Genomic DNA, 14,529 nt, shown 5'->3' on the forward strand with positions numbered 1-14,529 from the left:
ATCAACGCACGCTTGAGAAATATGCCTTTAGATAACAGTGTTCCCAACACCGCCCGACAGACGGAATAATTCTTGAACATCGCCGATATCGACCTCGACATATTCCTTGACGACGTCTGTTCACTCGACAGACGCCCCCGGGCACCGTCAACGACGCGCCCTTGGACCGGAGAGCAACTTCGGCGCTTTCTCGAAGACCAGTGCGGACTGAAGCGTGCCCTGTCGTCTAGCCGGCCCAAGGGGCGGTTTGTCGTCCATCATGACGAAGCATTCCCCATTCTAAACGTGCTCTCTCAAAACGGTGCTGTGCCGCTAACCCTCACTGAGGCCGACACCTTGATCCCGATCTTTCAGGATTACGTCGACTTCGGCGACGTTCGTGCCCAAGGTTTCCCAGGCTCGGGCTCCCTCCCGAGCGGCAAAGGAGAGGCTCAGTGACACTGGACGGCTTCCTGAGTTTCCTCGCGCTTTTCATTGCATTCTACACGATCGTATCGCCAGTAACGCGACTACGCGCGCAGTTGCATCTGGCGGTGCAAATTCCGTTGGCGCTTCTGGCAGTCTCGCTTGTCTTCTACTTCGAGTTTTTCTCCTTGGTGAGTCAGCCTTGCCTGTTAGCAAGCACTGAAGCCTGTACCTGGCTGACTTTCCCCAAGGATGGCAGCTTTACGCCACCCCAAGCCGCTTTCCTGGTCGTATTCGTGTGGATGATTCTTGCTTGGCGTCTCAACGTCCTGCTGAAGCCGGGGCCGCGCTCCATGGTGGCCGTCGGCAAGATCATGCAGACCCTGCTCTATGAACGTCGCTTCGCGGAACTGCTGGATTTCATACGACCGCATCTCGGTCTGATACAGGCCGTGGCCGAGCGGCAGCTACTACGACAGAGAGCACACGACTGGTTGGCCGATACGAACTGGCTGCGCCGTCAGCAAATCCGAACGTTCAAGCCGGCTGAGTGTGACGGGGACGAGCCGAAGCAGCCAAGGGCGGGCTATGGCAAACGGATATCTGAGGCTTTCCGGCGGCGAATTCGTTGGGCGAGGCACTTTGTCCCGGCCAGTAGTAGAGCTCAAGCCAGCGCCGAGACCCTTGTGCGCATGCTTTTGCGTTCTGAGGAGTTTAGGAAGTTCCTCGTCACGATGCGGCCGGACGCACTCCCGGACTTCATGGCAATTAAGCTGCAACCGCGTTTCGATTTCTCGGACAAGGCGCTGCGCGATTTGATCACCGACAGTGGCAGCAGGCTCTACCAGGAAATTGAGCAGAACCAGAATCTCGCGGACAAAGGTGGCTATGCAATCCCCGGGGAGAATGTCCTGCTCCGGTTTCTGTTCGGCGATGCCCAGGTGGCTCACAACTTGGGAGCCTGGAAGCCCATAGGCGATGCCGTCATCGACACCATCCGTGCGGGAGCACCCAGTGGCTATGTCGCCCATCTCAATGGGCGTGCCAATGATTTCGACGATGAACAATGGCACGATATCACTTTTGTCGGAATTCGGTATTTCGATATCATGGTCAATGAGGCTATGCGTCAGGGTGTTCCCTATCATATGTGGCTATTTTACCTGCCACTCTTCGTTACCGAACTGGAAGGAATCTACGATACGACCGGCCACAACATCGACACGATGGCTGAATTTCCAACCCGCAATGCCCGCCTGCTGTACGAAGCGTTTGACGTCATGGGCAATTGGGTGCGCAATATCCGGCATCTCGATAGCACATCGCGGCATGCTGTGATTCCGGCGATGAATGAGTTCTCGACAGGCGCCATCCCGGTCGATGCTGCCGTCGCTCTCGGCAATGCCATGGCGGTTGTCGCGCTTTCCGACCGCATCGGCGACACCTTTGCAGGCTATCTCCATGACGGAATCCTCCACGACATTGCGTCCCTCTCACATGAGGGGCTTGAAGGACGCATGCGAGCTCTTTTGATCCGGATGATCGTCGCAGGAGGTAATCGGCATCCGGCGGCTCGATATGGGCAGCGCCTCAAGACCTTCCTGGTAATGGCTGACCATGTTTTGCGCGGATCGGTCAAAGACTATGTCGCCGCGGTTGAGGCTGCTTTCCCGGAATCGCGGAGAGGCGGATGATAGACTTGGCCCGCGCCAAAGCCGCGCATCATTAGTCGTTGTCCTCCTCGATAAGCTGACCGACCATTTTCTCGGCATAGTCGAATGCGCTTGGCGTGAGGGAACGGATTTCGATCGGAATCTTCAGCGAGACAGCGTCTGTTAAGTTGCTCGCATGGATGCGAAACTCGATTGCTCCCAAAGCCTCTCTAGGGCCGTGCGGCTCGATAGAGACGTCGAAGTCCTCGTTCCCTTGGCCATGTCTCCACAAATCGCATGACAGACTCAGATCTGAGCCGGAAGAGCCTGCCCTGTAGTAGAAGCCTTCCGCATCATGCTGCTTGGGTATGAAGGGCAGCGCAGAAGGGATAGCTGAGTCAAGATTGTCCCACAGCCCAAAGCTGCGCATGTGCCTTCCCAGCATGTGGACATAGTTAGGGCGAGTTGGTGCCGCCGGAGGCGACGGAAGTCCTTTTCGTTCGGCGGTATCATCGTCAACATCGCGCTTAGGTCGCCAGATGTAAAAGCTTCCATGGGCTTTCATTTCAACAAGCGCGTTTTCAGCAGGCCGCGTACCGACATTCCGTGCACGAAAACTGGCCACCAGCTTCGATGTCTCAGCAACCAGCCGTTTATGAATGCGCCCTAACGCTTCCTCCAATGCTACTTCCCACTTCTTGTAGGCGTCGTGGTAGGCCTCGATCTGTTGATCGGTCGGAGGCATATGCAAGCCTTTTAGGGACTCTAACGAAATCCCCTTACTCGATGACACGGGCGGCACCGCCTTCGGGGGAATGAAATTCTTCCGCTCGGGAAATTTTTCTCGCGCTTGCCGCATCAGCGCTTCAATTTCGCTCGGGACCAATGCCTCAACATGCGGGTTGTCGAAGACAATCCTGTCAATAGGTTGACCACTTCCGTCAACGCAAGCCACCTCGAATTTCGGCTCGGCGGTGCGCAGGCGGACAATTTCAGCCTGCGCCGCTCTAAGTTCCTTATCGGCCTTTGTTTCTTCAGGAGGCGCTAGCCATGTCTCGGGAATAGCATAGTGTGCCACACCCGCCGTGACTGCAGACGCCATCACCCCTCCGTCGTGTGTGAGGACACCCACATCCAATTCTAAATTGTTTGTGGCAAAGCCGCTTGTGATCCCAACCAGCGTGTCATCAGCCTCATCGTAGTCGAGCGTAGTTGCCAGCGCCGCATTTGGTTTCAGACCGACCTGCAATGACAGCAAGATTTTAGGGTTCCTTTCGCGCAACACAATGGGATTGAGTTGGTTTGAGATTACATCACGTAGAAGCCCGTGTGCCTTTCGGGCACGTTTTCCTAGCCGTGTAGTCATCTCGCCTTTGCTCTTATCAATCTCCTTTTGAATTGGGCGGGTGACAATCAACTCGACTTGATCGAAGTCCCCTAGCTCCGACCACGGAAGCTCTCCAATATCTTTGCACTGAAAGAAAAGGTTGGTGTCGGGGAATAGGTGGATTCGAGTCTTGTTCATGAAGAAACCAACCGCCGGCGCAGCTAACGATTCCAGTTCACCGTATTGAATAGCGTATACAACTTGGCGGCGTACGTTTCGTCGACCTGATGGGCGAATGCGATCAATCCCAAGATATGACGCCGCATGCCGATAAGTGAGACGAAATTCCTTTTCAGCCTATGTTGTTCGGGGCCGATCTTTTGGCTTGTTAACGCGTATAGATGAGTTTCGATGTTGTTTCTGAAATTTTTGGTTAGTCTAGGCTTATCCGTGTCGATCAGCACGCCTAGGAGAACCTTCCGCCCGCCAGGAGACACGATCGTCGTCTTTTGGCGATGTGTTTCGAGCCCGAACTTCGCGAGTTCAGCCTCTACCTTTTTGACGAGACTCATCGCCTGTCGCCGGGTGGTTGTGGTGATCCGGGAGAAAGCCAAGTCGTCTGCGTACCGCGAATAAGCCCAATCCGCGGTGATCGCGATAAGGTCGAGTTTCTGGTCAAGGGTTTCCACCACCCGGTTCGCAAGCATAGGGCTCGTAGGGGCACCCTGAGGTAGGTGGCCTTTGGAGTGTTGGCGGTATGGGCGCCGGCCTCCACGTCCAAGAAGTGCACGCGCATCATTGCGATTGTGGTCCGCTAGCCTGGTACATATCCTGGCCATTTGAAATGATATCAATGCCCCGTAACCAAATGACCTAAAAACCTGATAGACAGAGTCCTCAAAAATAGACTCGAAGAAATGCCGGACGTCCATTTTGACGACCCACTTCGCACCCGCGTGCTTCTTAGCGGCATCAACGAGGTCTCGATCTCTTGTGAAAGCAAAACTGGCATGATGGGAGGGCGTGGCCTGCAAGATGTTCTGGGCAATCCAGCGCTGCACCCTCATCAATTTTGGATCTGGGACGCATATCGTACGATAACGGCGCGGCGGCGCCGGCACTGCGTTCGCCACCCCGCGCTTCTTCACTCGAAAAACCCGGTACGGGTCGATCTTTCGATGCGCAACCTCTTGAAGGAAGTCCGCGTTGACATCGGCAAGATGTGCAAGATGATTCAGTGTGAAGATGATCGGCAGGTCCGGGTGCTTCCGCTTGACCGCCGTTGCCGCCGCCAAGCAAGCCTGGATTGTGCTTTCGGACCTACCCTCCGACCGTGCGCCAACTATGAAGGCCTGAGAGTCCCAACGATACGGCATCTACTTTAGCGCGGCCCTGGCGGCGTCGCGTCGTCCGTCGAAATGAGCCTCCGAGGAGGTTGCCTGAAAGGCAACGATGGATGACGCGACGTGGACTTGCATTCACGAGCTCTTTCAGCGGCAATGGAAAACTCCATTCCCCAAGACAATGGATTCGTATCCATCATCACGGCCATCCCGAAGGATGACAATAGCTAGACGCTAGCGTGGGACTCTCAGAGTCTCTGGATAATATGCTTCCTGGTTGGTGGCAATGATCGGCTTAGATCCTTGAAGAGCTTTTCCCGACGCCAGAAAAGCGTACCCTTTATCCGTTAACCTACCGCTGCCCACTATTAACCCGTTTTGGAGAGCCTGGCGCAGAATGTCCATTAAGGTGGGCACAGGAAGCCCTGTTCTCGAAGACAAAGCGGTTTCCGATCCTTTGTGCCACCGTCCGCGTAGCAACGTCAGTACGAGTATTGTTAGGCGGTCCTCTTCCGTAAGTTCTCGTCCCATATGAATGCCGTTGTCGGCCGCCGCGTTTTCAACGACCTCAGCCACCGGCCTCACACCGAATAATCCATGAAGTTCAGGCGGCGCAGGTCCGTCGAAAAGCGCGCGCCAGCCATCGCGACTGCAGTGAACCATTGCCGGAGTGTTGTTCGGAATGCGGTAGCTGAAGGCTATCAGCGCGGCAACATTTTCGAATCCGTAGCGCCCACAACCTCGTCCCTCTGCGGGTCCATTGTTATCGATCAACTTCGTCCAAGCGAAGTACAAGCGTGGCGACGTGTTCCAACTCACAGTAGGGGCTATCCACTCAGCAGTGGTTTCCGGGCGCATCCGGTGTTTCCGAACGCTTGCAAGCCCAGATTCGGTTGCTGCTGCTGCGATCACCCGGAACTTGATGAGCTTCCTAGACATCCAAGAGCGAATTGTGGGCACCGCCCAAAACTTGTCCAGCATGGATCTAACGCGACTTCCGGAGCCAATGAAATCAGTGATAATCACAATCTCGCCGGCTGGGGCAGACTTGGCGCGGAGACTATCGGGGCCGGGATGATTCATGAAAATTTTGGGCCATGCATCCTTCTGTTGGGAGGCGACGAACGCGAGCAGGCCTTCGCTGCCTACCCTGGCCCGACCTCGAACGGGTTTCACAGCCGGAGGCCCGGATCTGCCGATTGCACGCCGGCGCACTCTGCCGTCTTTGTCGGGCAGGTCTTGTGATGTAAAAATAGCCGCTTCCTGGAACTCCCGCTCCGCGTAAAGTGCAACTCTCCTGTTTCGATGGCGAGTCCCTTTGGCGATGCGGTCCAGGGCAGTCCTAATTGATGTGACGACCTGCTCTTCGTTTAAGAGCAGCATGGCATCCAGCATCGCGGCGGCTTGAACGCGATCGCCCTCGGAAAACTGAGCCAGCCAAGATCTGCCTGTACTCGTTTGGCTTGATGTCAGAGGGGCTGCCATTGTTCCTGATCAACCGTTTCCGCGTTAGGCCACCCGCTTGGCTGACAGGCTCGGCGCGACAATCCCGCCCCTTGCAGTTCGCGATGCGAAGTCTGGTCTCCAAGGGCCGAAGCAACTCCGCCGACTTGGTATCCTAGCGATCATCAATGGCCGTAGCTAGCGTTGCCAGGTTCCCAAGAGAATAAGGCTCGGGCCTTGGCATTCTGGTGTACTGCCGAGCGTCATCTAGTACGAGGGAGTGTCCGCTTTCAGTAGATGTTAAATCCGGCTGGTATGATCGGGACAAGGCGCAAAGCCGCCGCTCGTCCCCTAATCTAATTGACCGCCCTTCGACTTACGAATGAGTCCTTCCGGCTCCATTCCGAGCGCGTCGGCGATGCGTCCGAGAACCGTGACACTAGCCGAAACATCAGCGCGTTCAATCGCTCCTATGTAGCGAGAGCTCAGCCCCGACCGCTCTGCTAATTCCTCTTGGGTCAGATGCCGCCTGTTTCGGGCATGCCGCAAATTGATAGCTAAGATTTCCTTTAGATCCATCCCGAGAGATAACTCGCGAATGGAACGATCATTCCAGGAACGATAGTTCCTATTCGCAGTTTTATATGCTATGAAGTGAACCCCCTTCGTCAGCAATGATGGTCACCTGAAATGAATGATGCCTCTGAGGTTCCAGTCGATAGCGACCGCTCTCTCGATCTCGTTCTTGCCCTCTGGGCCGAGTGGAAACAGGCTCGATATGTTTCGCTGATGCTATGTCGAGTGCAGCAGCGGTTGGAGGCACGAATGATGGTCGATACCGGAATTCAGGTATTGACTGCAGGCGCGTCCGCGCCGCGTCGAAGATCAGCAGCGACGTCCGACGCAGCCTCTCGATACGCCATAGCTTGCGAAGCCGAAGCTCTTGCCATGACCGAGGCGCTCAAACTTCAGGACGAAATGCCCGACCTCCGGTCCTCATCGCTCCTCGGCATTGTTGCTAAGTTGGAAATGATTGCCGGCGCCGACAGGGATATCGGTGATCCCACCGATTTCCCGTGGCCGCATATCGCTTCCGTCCTAAAAGACTTGAAGGCAATCACAGGGGATCTACATCGCAGTCGACCGGACCGCACCATTGTCCGTGCTGACGTGGCGAGATATTGGAACGAAGCCACCAAGTTTGTGATGGCGCTTTCGGACGAGGGTCCGCAGCGGAATGCGCCTGTCGCGTAAACTTTGCGTCGCCGTCGTAGGCGCAGGCCCCCAGCCCAGGTGCACCTCTCCCTTGGAGAATGGTGCCGATAAGAGCAGGTTAGAAAGCTTGGCGACGCCCCTCAACGAACTTCATGATATACGCGGTGGCGAAAACACATCGCCGTCGAACCTCGTTCGGTTGATCCCTGTCCGATTTATACGCTGCGGCGTGCCAATTGCACGATTGATGGTACGCGTCTCTTTGCTCGTCGCTGGTCATCGCGATGCTAGCTCTCGTGAAGCCGGCACCAGACACAGGCAATGGTTCTTCCCTCATCGAAACCGCCGCTGCGGTAGCGCCGGAAGAGCTTCGCAAAGCCATGCTTGAGTTCGTCGAAGCGCTTGCCATCGCTGATGCTAGGCGCGATCATCTCGTCGCTATCGGCTCATCGATTGACCGAAGTTCTGCAATTGATTCGGATCACGCCCAGAAGGCTCCCAAGATATGACGCGAGCCGCTATCTACGCTCGTTTTTCGACCGAGCTTCAAAACGAAAAGTCCACCGAAGACCAAATCGCCCTTTGCCGCGCTTATGCAGCTCGCAACGGTTTAGATGTCGTTGCCGTCTATGAGGATAAGGCGCGCTCCGGAGCGTCGTTGTTCGGTCGCGACGGGCTCCTGGCTATGCTGGAGGCGGCCGGCCAAAAAACGTTTGATGCGGTAGTCGTCGAAGCGCTTGACCGCCTTTCACGCGACATGGCGGATCTCGCGGGTCTTCATAAGCGGCTCTCTTTTCTCGGTATCGAAATCCAGGCAGTTCATGATGGTATCGCCGATGCGGTCCTCATCGGTATTCGTGGGCTGGTCGGTCAAATGCAGAGGGAGGATGGCGCCAAGAAGGTGCGGAGGGGCATGGCTGGCGTTGTCCGTGATGGACGTCACGCCGGAGGCCGGGCCTATGGCTATCGACCTATCTTAGGTCGCCCTGGCGAACTTGAAGTCGTCGAACGGGAGGCAGAAGTTGTCAGGCGCATTTTTGACGCCTACTCTGCTGGTCGAACCCCACGAGACCTAGCTGGTGATCTCAACCGCGATGGGATAGCGCCGCCGCGAGGAACACGCTGGAACGGCTCCACCATCAACGGAAATGCCCAACGCGGGGTGGGTCTGCTCTTTAACGAACTCTACGTTGGTCGGATCATTTGGAACAAGGTCCGAATGGTAAAGAACCCCGATACTGGCAAGCGCGTCTCTAGGCCAAATCCGAAGGACCAGTGGCAGACGAAAGAGGTTCCGCATCTTCGCATTGTCGACGACGACGTTTGGCAAAAGGCACAGGCACTCAAAGTCGCGAGGGTGAACGCATCCTCTCGTTTCAAGCGCCGCCCGGCGCACTTGTTATCCGGCCTACTTCGCTGCGGCATCTGCGGATCGGGCATGTCGGTTCACGATCGTGACAAGACCGGCAAAACGCGTGTCAGGTGCTCCGCCGTTCGTGAAAGCGGGAGCTGCTCCAACCGGCGCATTATTTACTTGCCCGAGATCGAGAGGGCAGTCCTCGATGGCATGCGCGAGCAGTTGAAAGCGCCGGACCTGATCGAGGCATACATCCGCAAATATAACCAGGAGCGCCGAGAATTGGCGGCACGGTCGAACTCGATGCGCTCAGCGCTAGAAGCCAAGCGCGATCGGGCAAAAGGCGAACTTCAGCGGGCGATCGACCTTGTGATCAGGGGCGTGATTGCTGAAGAGGATGCCAAGCAGCGGATCGCAGAACTCAAGTCACAGCTTTCTCTGATCGAGGCGGAACTCTTTAGTCTCGATGAGCCACCATCAGCCGTGGCTCTCCATCCAGCCACCTTGCAGCGGTATACCAAAACCGTCGATGGCCTTTCAAAGGCGTTGGCCGACCACGCGACTGCTGCAGATGATCGTGGCCCACTTATCCAAAACTTCCGAGAGCTTGTTCATAGCGTTACGGTGTACCCAAAACCTGCACGGAAAGGCTTCGAAATCGAGGTCAAGGGCAAGCTCGCCGCCCTTATTGGCGGAGCAGCGTTCCCTACCGCGCGGTACACCGGAAAGCCCACCCCATTAGGCGGCCGCTACGGTGCGGCCGTCAGAGACGATAGTGGGTATGAAGTGGTAGCGGGAGGCCGTTTTGTCCCGACCCCCGGTTCAAACGTCGACACTCTACGCGAGAAACTCGCGCGTCCTCCGGAATGTCAGATTCAGCGCGTTATCGTATCGGGGCTGGGTTCGGCCGCACCGGCACGCACACTCTGAACTTGGCGCTTGAAATGCTCGGGTTCGGATCGTGCCATACATGGAGGACGTCAACTCTAACCCAGAGCAGCTGATCCGCGCCGCCGGGCGTGGCGAGCCGGTGGATTGGGACGTCGTCTATGTCGGTTACAAGTCGGCAGTCGACTGGCCGACGGCCTATTTCTGGCGCGAACTCGCTGAAAATTTCCCCGACGCCAAGCTCATCCTCACCGTTCGCAACCCCGAGGACTGGTACAGGAGCGCACGCGCCACGATCTTCAACACCATGGGCGAGACCTCCGACCCGCAAAGTTTTGGCAGGGCCGTCATAGAGACGAAAATTTTCGGCGGTCGTCTCTACGACGAAACCCATGCTATCGAAGTGCTCGAAGCCCACAACGCCGAAGTGATCTCGGCTTTCCCGCCGTCGCGCCTGCTGGTCTATCAGGTGGCCGAAGGCTGGCCGAACCTTTGCGCCTTTCTCGGCGTCCCGATCCCGGCCGAAACCTTCCCACACAGCAACACCACTACCGAATTCCGAAGCCGCTTCGCCAAATAAGCCCCGCACCGAGTTCGAGGCCGCGGCCCGGGTAACGCGCGTAGCAGCCTGTCTACGCCCGCTCCGATGCTTGAAACCAATAGAAGCGGGTGCATCATCAGGGGGAGGATGACCGCTGTTGGGCGCGAAGGTGCCATTGCGGCTAGCGGCTCGGATGTCCGCTTCTGGACGGCGGTCATGATAAGTTCAATGGCCAACTTGGCGGCCCAATGCTGACTGGCAGATTGGGCGCCGTATCCAGCCCGTCCGGTTTTGGACAAGCTTGGCCACACTCTCCAACGGATCTTGGAACAGCTGCGGTTGGCTTTGCCGGCCGGGCGAGTGCATTGTTGCCCACTAACGCTTGCGCAAGAAAACCGGTACGACGTGGTGAAAAGCGATTCCCTCATCGCGGTGTTCACCCCCGGTAATCGCTGCAAACCATGCTGCCGCAGCGCCAAGCGCTGAGCCTGCAGCAGTCGCGAAGCTAAAAATGGCAGTTATGTGGGCTGAAAGGCGCACCGTACTTTCGTTGAGTGGCGCGTCAGGGCGATTGACCACGGCGGCCGCGCCGTGTCCACCAATCATCGCCAAGAAAAACGCGGCTCCAAGTGTCGCTAGGGCCCAGACTTCGATGCCGTGTATGCCATCGCGGAATTCGCTTTCACTTTCGTTGCTATCTTCCCAGCGCGTGCGCATTCGTCCAGCTACATAACCGCCGGCTGCGGAACTTGCTATAGCAATGATAACTACCCACAGCCCGGCCACCAGCACATTCCAGGAGGCGCCACCGTTGGGAAGAGTCGGAGAACCCAGCGCCAAACCAACGCTCGACCCGAATTGCAGAAGAACCACCGAAACGGCGCAAGCGATTACACCCCCGCCAAATATGCCTCCCCACTCAAGATAGGACGATGTAGCCACTTTTGGGGGCACTGCGGCGCTTTCCGTTGGGGCTATTTTTGCCATGATCTTACCGAAGTCCAAGAAATGACAGAATGAACAAAACGATCACGACGAGGCCAACAAGATAGATTATTCCGTTCACGGCATCCTCCTCCTGATTGCTGACCGAAACACAACGTCTCCGGGATGTTTTGGTTGCAAAAGAGCCTGGCCCGGAAATCTGGACATTGACGATAGGTGGAAATTCCGCCTGAGCTCGGCATTCCCAATGATGTACGCATTTAAGCAGCGGCGAAGCTGATTCAATGCATCCGTTGCCCTGCTGGACCGGAATGGAGCCGCAGAACGAACCCGCTACGCGGGAGGGCGCGAGCGGTTGAGGTAAAGATCAAGAACCGGTCGTTGCGCTCGCGTTGAGCGTGGTCCGGCGGGGGCAGAGCATGACGGGCTTCTTCAACAAGGAGCCTGACCATGCCCCATTCAGTTCTCGAAGCTCCGATCAGCCCGTTGCGCCAACGGCTGATCGACGACATGAACATGCGGCGTTTCTCACGCGAGACGCAGCGCAACTACCTTCGCGACATCGGACGCCTGGCGACATTCCTCGGGCGTTCACCAGACGCTGCTACCGCCGACGACCTGCGCCGGTTCCAGATCGAGCAGCACGACGACGGCGTTCCGGTGCCGACCATGAACGGCATCGTGTCGGCACTGCGCTTCTTCTTCACCCACACGCTCGACCCCCCGGACCTGGCGCGAAGGCTTGTCCTGGCTGGCGCATCCGCGCAACCTGCCCGTGGTGCTCAGCCGCGACGAGGTGGCCCGGCTGCTCAACGCCACCACGTGTCTCAAGCACCAGCCGCATTATCAGTCGCCTATGGCGCGGGCCTGCGTGTGGCGGAGGTGTCGACGCTGAAGGTCGCCGACGTCGATAGCGAGCGCATGCTGCTACGGGTCGAGCGCGGCAAGGGCGGGCGCTACCGCAACGCCATCCTCGGAGGACCTGCTCACGCTTCTGCGTGAGTGGTGAAAGGTCGGACCATGGAGCAACCCAGCATACCGCGCGCGCTGGCAATCTGCCGCAAGCAAGGCTGGAAGTTCGACATTGATGAAACGGTTCGGCTATCGTGCCGCCTTCGCCGGCGGCGTCGAGGCGACCGCTTCGATGGGTGGCCAGATCATGCCGCCGGTGATGGGCGCCGTCGCCTTCATAATGGCCGAGACCCTCGGTATCGAGTATCGTGAGGTGGTGCAGGCGGCGATCATTCCAGCCGTACTCTATTTCGCGTCGGCCTTCTGGATGGTTCATCTCGAAGCGGGTCGCGCCGGCCTGATGGGGCTGCCGCGTTCGCAACTGCCGTCACCACTTGCCGCGCTTAGAGAACGCTGGTTCCTGATCCTGCCGCTGGCAGCGCTCGTCTATCTGTTGTTTTCCGGCTACACGCCGCTTTATGCGGGCACCATTGGCTTCGCGATGACTGCGCTGCTGATCCTCGGCGGTTCAGTTGCACTTGGCCTGCCTTCACAGGCGTTTGGTGTCATATTCTGGATCCTGCTCGGCGTCGCGGCTGCCAGTTTCTTCAAGTTCGGCATCGGCATCGTGCTGGTGACGGCCGGAGCGCTCATCTTCGTCAACTTGTTTGTCAAGGGCGGCATGGACACGCTTAATGCCTGTCGCGATGCACTTGCTCAGGGCGCTAAGTCTGCGCTTCCGGTTGGTATCGCCTGTGCCATTGTCGGCATAATCGTGGGCACTATGACATTGACCGGTATCGCTAACACATTCGGCGACTACATCGTCTCGGTCGGCCGCGATAGCTTGATCCTATCGTTGATATTGACGATGATCACCTGCCTCGTTCTTGGCATGGGCATTCCGACGATCCCCAACTATATCATCACGTCGACGATCGCCGGACCGGCATTGCTGGCGCTGGGTATTCCGCTACTCGTCAGTCACATGTTCGTTTTCTATTTCGGAATTATGGCCGACCTTACACCGCCAGTGGCACTTGCCTGTTTTGCTGCGGCACCCATCGCGAAGGAAAGCGGGCTAAAGATTTCGATTGAGGCTATCAAGGTCGCTGCCGCCGGTTTCGTGATTCCCTTTATGGCGGTCTACACGCCGGCCCTGATGCTGCAGCCCGGCGGAGCTTTGGCCAACGAAATCGGCTTCTATCCCGCCGTTGTCTATATCGTGTTCAAGACAGCTCTTGCCATCTCGCTTTGGGGCGCTGCGGTCGTGGGCTTCCTCAAAACTCACATCGCTTGGTGGGAAAGACTGCTCGCAACGGCTGCGGCGTTTGCGCTGGTTGCGGCGGTCCCGATATCGGATCAGCTAGGGTTTGCGCTCGCCGTGACCTTCTTCGGCCAACATTGGTATCGCACCCGGATAGCCGTCGGAACCGTGGACCGATGAGCCTTTGCATCCTTGCTGCCGGCAAAATCACGGTGCTCGTCGGTGCCACCTTCACGTTGTCATGGACGCATTCGGTGGAAAAGACCCGCTGGGAAGAAAAGTGGCGGGCGACATCTGCTGGATTGCAAATCGTCGAGGCGCGCATCCAAGGCTCTGGCGCCGGGATGGACCCGCCAGAAGGGTCGCGGTTTGAGAAGGGTTGGTGGGTCTATGCGCCCGACAGGAAAGCACTTCCCCGGCTCGTGCTTGCTGCATCGGGAGCGACAGGCGAGGGCTGGACCATCTGCGACAACGGTACGTGCATGGTTTTTGGGAACGCAGCCGATGACCCTGTGGCTTTGCGAGCATTCAATAACTCGATCCGGTAGGAACACCGCCGACCTATGCCGCTGCGCTATTACAGCTGTTGGTGACGCCTGAAATCCGCCAGGCGCGCCATTGTTTTCGATCAGTTGAGAAAATCGGCACGGTGCGGCGTAAAGCTGTCGACCAGCCGTCCCGCTTCCAGCGCCTTGACGCCATGCACCAGACCGGACGGCACGATGAAGCTGCCGCCGGCCTCGAGAATTTCCGTCCGCCCGTCGATGGTCACCTCGAAACGGCCCTCGGCGACATAGCTTGACTGGACATGCGGGTGCGAATGCAAGGCGCCGACGCCACCCTTGTCGAAGCCGAATTCAACCAGCATCAGCTCATCGGTGGAGAGGAGAACGCGCCGCCTGTTGCCGTCTGCCGTCGGCGTCCAGGCGCCCTCGCCGGCATGCGCGAAGATCTTGGTCTTGGTCATGTCCTCTCCTCAGCGCGCCAGCCAGCCGCCATCCACCGGAACTGCGGCGCCATGCATATAGTCGGAAGCCCGTGCCAGCAGGAAGACGGCGGCATCGCCAATGTCCGACGGCTCGCCCCACCGCCCCGCTGGAATGCGCCCGAGAATGGCGGCACTTCGCTCGGGGTCGGCCCGCAGCGCCTGCGGCGGCGTAGGACAGCGGGCAGAGGGAAACGCGCGCTGGCGGCG

Annotated in this window: 14 protein-coding genes and 2 pseudogenes; 9 read left to right on the forward strand and 7 right to left on the reverse strand. The window is 57.8% G+C overall.

The window, feature by feature from the left end; translation table 11 throughout:
* Positions 1-72 precede the first annotated feature (72 nt).
* Both FJV83_RS28840 and FJV83_RS28845 read left to right on the forward strand, forming a co-directional pair.
* Positions 73-438, forward strand: a complete 366-nt coding sequence (locus FJV83_RS28840) for a hypothetical protein (protein WP_142887462.1) — start codon at positions 73-75, stop codon at positions 436-438.
* On the forward strand, positions 435-2,099 hold the full coding sequence (locus FJV83_RS28845) for a hypothetical protein (protein WP_095793758.1): 1,665 nt from the start codon (positions 435-437) through the stop codon (positions 2,097-2,099). Before FJV83_RS28840 ends, FJV83_RS28845 begins: the two co-directional genes overlap by 4 nt.
* A gap of 31 nt (positions 2,100-2,130) precedes the next feature.
* On the opposite strand, the gene FJV83_RS28850 is transcribed toward FJV83_RS28845, so the two are convergent.
* From FJV83_RS28850 to FJV83_RS28865, 4 genes are all read right to left on the reverse strand, one after another.
* On the reverse strand, positions 2,131-3,582 hold the full coding sequence (locus FJV83_RS28850; RefSeq protein ID WP_142877768.1) for a hypothetical protein: 1,452 nt from the start codon (positions 3,580-3,582) through the stop codon (positions 2,131-2,133).
* Positions 3,583-3,605: 23 nt separating this feature from the next.
* Positions 3,606-4,679 (reverse strand): reverse transcriptase family protein, encoded by a 1,074-nt coding sequence (locus FJV83_RS28855; RefSeq protein WP_210202265.1) that lies wholly within the window; start codon positions 4,677-4,679, stop codon positions 3,606-3,608.
* Positions 4,680-4,961: 282 nt separating this feature from the next.
* Positions 4,962-6,110 carry a hypothetical protein gene (locus tag FJV83_RS28860; RefSeq protein WP_142885358.1) on the reverse strand — a complete coding sequence of 383 codons (1,149 nt, stop codon included), beginning with the start codon at positions 6,108-6,110 and terminating at the stop codon, positions 4,962-4,964.
* A 411-nt stretch (positions 6,111-6,521) separates the two neighbouring features.
* Positions 6,522-6,749 carry a helix-turn-helix transcriptional regulator gene (locus tag FJV83_RS28865; RefSeq protein ID WP_095793762.1) on the reverse strand — a complete coding sequence of 76 codons (228 nt, stop codon included), beginning with the start codon at positions 6,747-6,749 and terminating at the stop codon, positions 6,522-6,524.
* 246 nt (positions 6,750-6,995) lie between these two features.
* On the opposite strand from FJV83_RS28865, the gene FJV83_RS28870 reads away from it, so the two are divergent.
* From FJV83_RS28870 to FJV83_RS28885, 4 genes are all read left to right on the forward strand, one after another.
* Complete coding sequence (locus tag FJV83_RS28870; protein WP_095793783.1) at positions 6,996-7,424, forward strand: hypothetical protein; 429 nt, start codon at positions 6,996-6,998, stop codon at positions 7,422-7,424.
* A 245-nt stretch (positions 7,425-7,669) separates the two neighbouring features.
* The gene (locus tag FJV83_RS28875; RefSeq protein ID WP_142877769.1) at positions 7,670-7,894 is read left to right on the forward strand and encodes a hypothetical protein; all 225 of its coding nucleotides are present in this window, start codon (positions 7,670-7,672) and stop codon (positions 7,892-7,894) included.
* On the forward strand, positions 7,891-9,672 hold the full coding sequence (locus tag FJV83_RS28880) for a recombinase family protein (protein WP_095793763.1): 1,782 nt from the start codon (positions 7,891-7,893) through the stop codon (positions 9,670-9,672). The genes FJV83_RS28875 and FJV83_RS28880 overlap by 4 nt, the downstream gene beginning before the upstream one ends.
* A gap of 40 nt (positions 9,673-9,712) precedes the next feature.
* The gene (locus tag FJV83_RS28885; RefSeq protein WP_210248210.1) at positions 9,713-10,210 is read left to right on the forward strand and encodes a sulfotransferase family protein; all 498 of its coding nucleotides are present in this window, start codon (positions 9,713-9,715) and stop codon (positions 10,208-10,210) included.
* A gap of 336 nt (positions 10,211-10,546) precedes the next feature.
* On the opposite strand, the gene FJV83_RS28890 is transcribed toward FJV83_RS28885, so the two are convergent.
* Complete coding sequence (locus tag FJV83_RS28890; protein WP_142877770.1) at positions 10,547-11,158, reverse strand: hypothetical protein; 612 nt, start codon at positions 11,156-11,158, stop codon at positions 10,547-10,549.
* Between the two features lie 408 nt (positions 11,159-11,566).
* Between FJV83_RS28890 and FJV83_RS28895 the strand changes: the two genes are divergently transcribed.
* The 3 genes and pseudogenes from FJV83_RS28895 (at position 11,567) to FJV83_RS28905 (ending at position 13,882) form a co-directional block, all read left to right on the forward strand.
* Positions 11,567-12,118: a site-specific integrase gene (locus FJV83_RS28895; protein ID WP_246689054.1), complete on the forward strand. Its 552-nt coding sequence runs from the start codon at positions 11,567-11,569 to the stop codon at positions 12,116-12,118.
* Between the two features lie 82 nt (positions 12,119-12,200).
* Positions 12,201-13,514, forward strand: a pseudogene (locus tag FJV83_RS28900) (TRAP transporter fused permease subunit); the annotation flags it as partial.
* Positions 13,511-13,882, forward strand: coding sequence for a DUF1850 domain-containing protein (locus FJV83_RS28905; RefSeq protein WP_095793764.1), 372 nt, complete (start codon positions 13,511-13,513; stop codon positions 13,880-13,882). The pseudogene FJV83_RS28900 and the gene FJV83_RS28905, both read left to right, overlap by 4 nt.
* Positions 13,883-13,962: 80 nt before the next feature.
* Here the strand turns inward: FJV83_RS28905 and FJV83_RS28910 are convergent, their stop codons facing one another.
* Positions 13,963-14,301: a cupin domain-containing protein gene (locus FJV83_RS28910; protein ID WP_095789633.1), complete on the reverse strand. Its 339-nt coding sequence runs from the start codon at positions 14,299-14,301 to the stop codon at positions 13,963-13,965.
* A gap of 9 nt (positions 14,302-14,310) precedes the next feature.
* A pseudogene (locus FJV83_RS28915) lies at positions 14,311-14,484 on the reverse strand (SDR family oxidoreductase); the annotation flags it as partial.
* Positions 14,485-14,529 lie beyond the last annotated feature (45 nt).

The organism is Mesorhizobium sp. WSM4307 (assembly GCF_007003945.1).
Classification (GTDB): Bacteria; Pseudomonadota; Alphaproteobacteria; order Rhizobiales; family Rhizobiaceae; genus Mesorhizobium.

Bases quoted from the DNA above. Each gene is read 5' to 3' on its own strand.
- FJV83_RS28850 (WP_142877768.1), bottom strand. From the start codon at position 3,582: ATGAACAAGACTCGAATCCACCTATTCCCCGACACCAACCTTTTCTTT.
- FJV83_RS28860 (WP_142885358.1), bottom strand. From the start codon at position 6,110: ATGCTGCTCTTAAACGAAGAGCAGGTCGTCACATCAATTAGGACTGCC.
- FJV83_RS28865 (WP_095793762.1), bottom strand. From the start codon at position 6,749: ATGGATCTAAAGGAAATCTTAGCTATCAATTTGCGGCATGCCCGAAAC.
- FJV83_RS28870 (WP_095793783.1), top strand. From the start codon at position 6,996: ATGATGGTCGATACCGGAATTCAGGTATTGACTGCAGGCGCGTCCGCG.
- FJV83_RS28875 (WP_142877769.1), top strand. From the start codon at position 7,670: ATGCTAGCTCTCGTGAAGCCGGCACCAGACACAGGCAATGGTTCTTCC.
- FJV83_RS28880 (WP_095793763.1), top strand. From the start codon at position 7,891: ATGACGCGAGCCGCTATCTACGCTCGTTTTTCGACCGAGCTTCAAAAC.
- FJV83_RS28885 (WP_210248210.1), top strand. From the start codon at position 9,713: ATGGAGGACGTCAACTCTAACCCAGAGCAGCTGATCCGCGCCGCCGGG.
- FJV83_RS28890 (WP_142877770.1), bottom strand. From the start codon at position 11,158: ATGGCAAAAATAGCCCCAACGGAAAGCGCCGCAGTGCCCCCAAAAGTG.
- FJV83_RS28895 (WP_246689054.1), top strand. From the start codon at position 11,567: ATGCCCCATTCAGTTCTCGAAGCTCCGATCAGCCCGTTGCGCCAACGG.
- FJV83_RS28905 (WP_095793764.1), top strand. From the start codon at position 13,511: ATGAGCCTTTGCATCCTTGCTGCCGGCAAAATCACGGTGCTCGTCGGT.
- FJV83_RS28910 (WP_095789633.1), bottom strand. From the start codon at position 14,301: ATGACCAAGACCAAGATCTTCGCGCATGCCGGCGAGGGCGCCTGGACG.